This window comes from Armatimonas sp. (genome assembly GCF_043760365.1).
GTDB lineage: Bacteria > Armatimonadota > Armatimonadia > Armatimonadales > Armatimonadaceae > Armatimonas.
On the sequence record NZ_JAYUPA010000063.1, the window covers coordinates 1 to 2,396 of the forward strand.

Sequence of the window (2,396 nt, forward strand, 5' to 3'; positions counted from 1 at the left end):
GTGGCTCAAGCGCCTCTCTTTCCCCTGCTGATCGCGGCGCTCCACGCACTCGGAGCATCCTTTCAGGATGCAGCGCTACTTCTCTCCGCACTGGGCTACCTGCTCACACTTGGGCTGGGCACACTACTAGCGCGCCGGTTCTACGGAGACGGTGGTGCGCAGCTCGTTCTGGTAGCCTTGCTAGTCTATGCGCCATTGGCACAGGCAGGGCGCACCGCTCTCACGGAAGCACTGGCACTGGCACTGCTCTTGGGAAGTGTTGCGCTCGTGACCGCCCCAGGAAAACACCTGCGTGCGCCGGAGTTAGCGGCGGCAGGTCTGCTGGCGGGGCTCGCCTTTGCCACCCGTTACGCCCTGGTCGCGTGGATTCCCCTCGGGCTGCTCTGGATCCTCTGGCGGAGTCAAGGACGTACACTTCCTGGAGCAGTAGCCTATGTGCTTGGGGCAGCGTTGCCGGTCGTGCCGATCCTGATCCGTAATCTGGCTCTCACGGGGGAGCTGATTCCCCGCCCCCTCCCCTCCGACCAGGGCTGGCAACAAAACACCACCGAGGCAGCCCTGGCACTACTGGGCAACTTCTTCTTAGCGGAGCGCCAACAAGTGGCCCAGAGCGTAGTGAGCCTTGTGTTCCTTGGAATCGTGTTCCTGTGCAAGCGACGCTCGCTCCGCCTGCGAAACGTCCCCCACCGGCCAGATGTCCTTTTGTTACTCTGGGCGCTGATCTACACAAGTGGGCTGATCCTCCAGCGCACGCGGGTTCACTTCGACCCGCTAGACTCCCGGCTACTGCTCCCGGCAGGAGTGCCTTTCCTGATACTCCTCGGCAATCTAGCAGGAAACCCTCGGGCGGTCAGGACAGTGCTGGCACTGGGACTTCTGCTGGTTCTGGGCAGGGAACTCAAGATTTTCCGAACGCCACTTGAGGCACCGGCCATTGTGCGTTCCCCCCGGCTCGCCTGGCTGGCGAAGAACACAACTAACGCGGATTGTATTCTGGGCGATGATGCAATGGACATTCCTTTTTTTCTGGAACGGCCTCGTGTGTTCTCTTTTTCCGCCTATCCTTACAACGAACCTGTGGACGGGGATTTTCTCCAGCGAATAGCACCCGTCTATGTCGTCGTTCGCCCCTCTGAGGGCGCGAAAGATGTTCGCTATGGCCCGACTCTGGCTGGCCTGAAGCAGGGGAAGCTTCCTCCAGGGCTGCGTATCACGGAGCAGGTAGCGCTTCACGATGCCCGAATCTATCGAATCGAGGCTGAACGCACCCCGTAGCTCCTCGAATCACACTCCTGAATTTTACGATACCATAGCGCCTATGGAGCTGACAGAGATGCAGTGGCAGACGCTGGAGCGTGACGGTTTTGTGGTTCTGGAGCGTGTCTTTACGCCCGATGTGCTAGAGCACGTGACGGCGCGGATCGAGACGTTTCAGAAGCGACACGAGGAGGCACTGGCCCAAATAGGCGGCACGGAGGGAATCTCGCGTGCCAACGAGATCACGTTCACGGCGTATCTCGCCGAGCACGACCCGGAGCTACTCGCCTTCTGCCGCCGCCCGGAAATCGCTGCGCTGGGAGTCGCGCTGCTCGGCCCCGACGTGGATCTCTACTGGAACCAGGCGGTCTTCAAGATGCCCGAGGGAGAAAAACAGTTCCCGTGGCACCAGGACGACGGCTACACACCCGTCACGCCCTCGCCCTATCTGACGCTCTGGATCGCGTTGAATGAGGCGACAGTGAGCAACGGCTGTGTCTGGGTGCGGCCCGGCTCGCATAAGAAAGGCTTGGTGGAGCACACGCCCACCCCGATTGGCCTGGCGTGCCATAGCCTCGATGATCCCGATCAGGGAATCCCTGTGCCCGTTCCGGCGGGCTCCATTGTCGTGTTCTGGTCACTCACCATGCACAAGAGCGGTGTCAATGTCTCGCAAGGCTGCCGCAAAGCCTACATCGTCCAGCTTGCCCAAGCCGGTCTGGTCAGCCTCCGCACCGGCGAGCCGGTTCCCAACTTACTCCCCATCGCCCGTGGCGGTAAGAGCTTGTGAACCAATGATCACATACGGGGGGCGCTTCAAAGTGTCATTGGAAACCTATCATGGGGTTCCCACTGGCTGGAGCAAGACGGAGCTCATCATCGCTCATCGTACTCTGGGTGGCTCGTTTGACATTGGCTCACCGAGTTGGCTTCCTGACCGCTCACCGAGTTGGCTTCCTGATCGCAAGAACTGGTTACAGTACCGCACGACGCTCTACAAAATTGCTGAGGGTGTTCGTGCAAAAGATCCCGCCTGCATTGAGCTTGCCGTGCGCTACATCGAGCTTCGCTACATCGGCTCATATTCCGGCTACCTTCGTACTCACCTCGCTCGTGGGCTTAAACACGCCTCTTTGTCC

General features: G+C 60.2%; 3 protein-coding genes. All 3 read left to right on the forward strand.

Annotated features, from left to right (window positions below; genetic code table 11):
* Positions 1 to 1,275: glycosyltransferase family 39 protein (locus ACH2EH_RS01595; protein ID WP_395138184.1), on the forward strand; the 1,275-nt coding region annotated here is incomplete at its 5' end.
* A gap of 43 nt (positions 1,276 to 1,318) precedes the next feature.
* Entirely contained in the window at positions 1,319 to 2,047 is a 729-nt protein-coding gene (locus ACH2EH_RS01600) for a phytanoyl-CoA dioxygenase family protein (protein ID WP_395138186.1), read from the forward strand.
* A gap of 4 nt (positions 2,048 to 2,051) precedes the next feature.
* On the forward strand, positions 2,052 to 2,396 hold a 345-nt coding region (locus ACH2EH_RS01605), incomplete at its 3' end, for a hypothetical protein (protein WP_395138188.1).

What these genes read in the sequence shown, in the direction of transcription:
- ACH2EH_RS01600 (WP_395138186.1), top strand. Translation starts at nt 1,319, where the DNA reads ATGGAGCTGACAGAGATGCAGTGGCAGACGCTGGAGCGTGACGGTTTT.